Source organism: Zhongshania sp. (assembly GCF_041623545.1).
Lineage (GTDB): Bacteria > Pseudomonadota > Gammaproteobacteria > Pseudomonadales > Spongiibacteraceae > Spongiibacter.
In genome coordinates, this window is record NZ_JBFJWS010000384.1 from 1 (window position 1) to 2,634 (window position 2,634).

Annotated in this window: 3 protein-coding genes; all 3 read left to right on the forward strand. The window is 45.1% G+C overall.

Annotation, left to right across the window (positions count from 1 at the left end; genetic code table 11):
• The first annotated feature begins 52 nt into the window (after window positions 1–52).
• Complete coding sequence (locus ABYT30_RS18240; RefSeq protein ID WP_373083900.1) at window positions 53–496, forward strand: hypothetical protein; 444 nt, start codon at window positions 53–55, stop codon at window positions 494–496.
• A gap of 112 nt (window positions 497–608) precedes the next feature.
• Window positions 609–962, forward strand: a complete 354-nt coding sequence (locus tag ABYT30_RS18245) for a YkgJ family cysteine cluster protein (RefSeq protein WP_373097933.1) — start codon at window positions 609–611, stop codon at window positions 960–962.
• A 116-nt stretch (window positions 963–1,078) separates the two neighbouring features.
• Window positions 1,079–2,350, forward strand: a complete 1,272-nt coding sequence (locus tag ABYT30_RS18250) for an O-acetylhomoserine aminocarboxypropyltransferase/cysteine synthase family protein (RefSeq protein ID WP_373097935.1) — start codon at window positions 1,079–1,081, stop codon at window positions 2,348–2,350.
• Window positions 2,351–2,634 lie beyond the last annotated feature (284 nt).

Below are 2,634 nucleotides of genomic sequence, written 5' to 3' on the forward strand. Positions count from 1 at the left end.
TATCGTTTAGCTTAGTGCTGGTGTGTAAATCTAAAATTGAGAAATGAGATCGATGGAAATAGCAGAAAGCGTGGCGATAATCTCTGCGGGTGTATTTTTTCTAGCCGGCTTACTCTCTGGTATATGGAAATACTTACAAATTAAGGCGTCGGTCAATGGTCAGGCCCACCCGTATGTCGATATCTGTCATCGCTCGTCTTTGCTTTATGCTTTTGCAGCCATGCTGCTTGCTAAATTTGTTGAAGTGAGTCAACTTCCTAGCACGGTAGAAGTCGTCGCTGTAGCGACCGTTTTGTTTTATTTTGCTAGCGCAATTTTTACCTATTTTATCCATGGTTTATTGCAAGATACCGACAACCAGTTAAAGCCACCGTTTCATGTCGGAAGCGTCTCCTTACCTTCTAAGATTATTGCATTTTATATGTGTACGCTTATTTTGGCTGAAGTGCTTGGTTTTCTCGTGTTGTTTTACGGCGTTATAATTGCCGTTCTATAAGCGGAACGTTTTGTGTTGCTTTCCATTGTGTTTGGCGTTTAAAAATTATTTGCAAATACTTCGTTTACTATGACGCAGAAATTATGACGAATGCGCTATAGGTGGATGTGATATGTACAATAACCGCGATATTATCGCGCGATTACGTGAAGATATTCCGTCCTTTAAGTGTGTGCCGGGCTGCCATGACTGTTGTGGACCGGTAACAACCTCCTCGGAAGAAATGTTTCGTTTACCGGTAAAGTCGGATGCGGAACATGACGAGGCCTTAAATGAGCTTAGATGCGTACATCTTGGTCCACAGGGTTGTACGGTGTACGCTGAACGTCCCTTAATTTGTCGATTATTTGGTACAACGCCGCGCATGCCATGCCCAAACAATCGTCGCCCAGATGTCATGGTCGACCCTGAAGTTGAACGCAAGGTTCATCATTACATTGCTAACACGCGGCAGGTGTTGGTATAAGCCTTACATTACTTGCAAAGTATGCTGTGGCGATAAGAAGTCAGTGTTACTTACAGTCAAGAATAGTTTTACTCATTACTCATTTAATAAAAATGGTCACTTAATAGAGGTTTAGCATGAAACTAGAATCCATTGCCTTACATGAGGGTTACAGCTCAGAAGCAACGACAAAAGCCGCAGCTGTTCCCATTTATCAGACTACGTCGTATACCTTTGATGATACTCAGCACGGGGCTGATTTATTTGATCTTAAAGTGCCCGGTAACATTTATACAAGGATTATGAATCCCACTACCGATGTGTTGGAAAAACGCATTGCGGCAATGGAAGGGGGCGTAGGCGCGCTGTGTGTTGCCTCCGGTATGGCTGCGATTACTTACGCGATTCAATGCATATGTGAAGTTGGCGATAATATTGTGAGTACCAGCCAACTGTATGGCGGCACTTACAACTTCTTTGCCCACTCATTGCCACGTCAGGGTGTTGAGGCGCGAATGATCTCCCACGACGATTATGCCGGCTTTGAGAATGCCATAGACGACAAGACCAAGGCCGTATTTTGTGAGTCTATTGGTAACCCTGCCGGCAATGTTGTTGATATCGTGCGCTTAGCTGAAATAGCGCATAAACATGGCGTGCCATTGATTGTTGATAATACTGTTGCTACCCCCTATTTATGCCGACCATTTGAGCTGGGCGCAGATATTGTTGTGCATTCCCTCACTAAATACATTGGCGGCCATGGCACCTCAATCGGCGGTGCAATTGTCGATTCTGGTAAGTTTGATTGGGTAGCCAATAAAAAGCGTTTTCCTATTCTAAACGAGCCAGACCCTTCCTATCATGGCGTGGTTTATACAGAAGCCCTGGGCGCCGCTGCTTATATCGGTCGGTGTCGCGTTGTACCGCTGAGGAATATGGGCGCAGCACTATCGCCAATGAATGCTTTTCAGCTGCTGCAAGGCCTAGAAACGCTTGGTTTGCGTATGGAGCGCCACTGTGAAAATGCTGAGAAATTGGCTGAATTCCTACAGCAACACGAAAAAGTTGAGTGGGTGAATTATGCAACCTTAGCGAATAGCCCGTATCGCGCTAGCTGTCAAAAAATAACCAACGGTAAGGCCTCAGGTATTTTAAGCTTTGGTATAAGCGGTGGTATTGACGCTTGCGCCCGGTTTATTGATTCTCTGCAAATGATTCTCCGCCTGGTGAATATTGGTGACGCAAAGTCTTTGGCCTGTCATCCCGCCTCGACTACTCATCGGCAGTTAAATGAAAAAGAGCTGGCCTCGGCCGGAGTAAGTGCTGATTTAATTCGAATTTCGGTTGGTATTGAACATATAGATGACATTATTGCCGATGTTAGTCAGGCGCTCGATAAAGCCTAATCGGGCCTAAGTTACGCTGAGGTCCGCGGATCTCAGCGTAACTTAGCGAAGAGAAGCTCGGAATTGCTATTATGCAATGTTAGCGTCAACTCTCTTCCAGTGCTGTTTGTTGCATTCTTTTCCGAATTCATAAAAAAATTGGACCGGACGGGGTCTAAGCCCGATAGCGCCGTCTTTAATGGCCTTTCTAATACATGCGCTTTAGTTCGCGCACTCGCAATTATTGACCTAATCTATTTTCTACAGCGTGGCGTATGCTTACATACGGATACTTTGCTGATAGA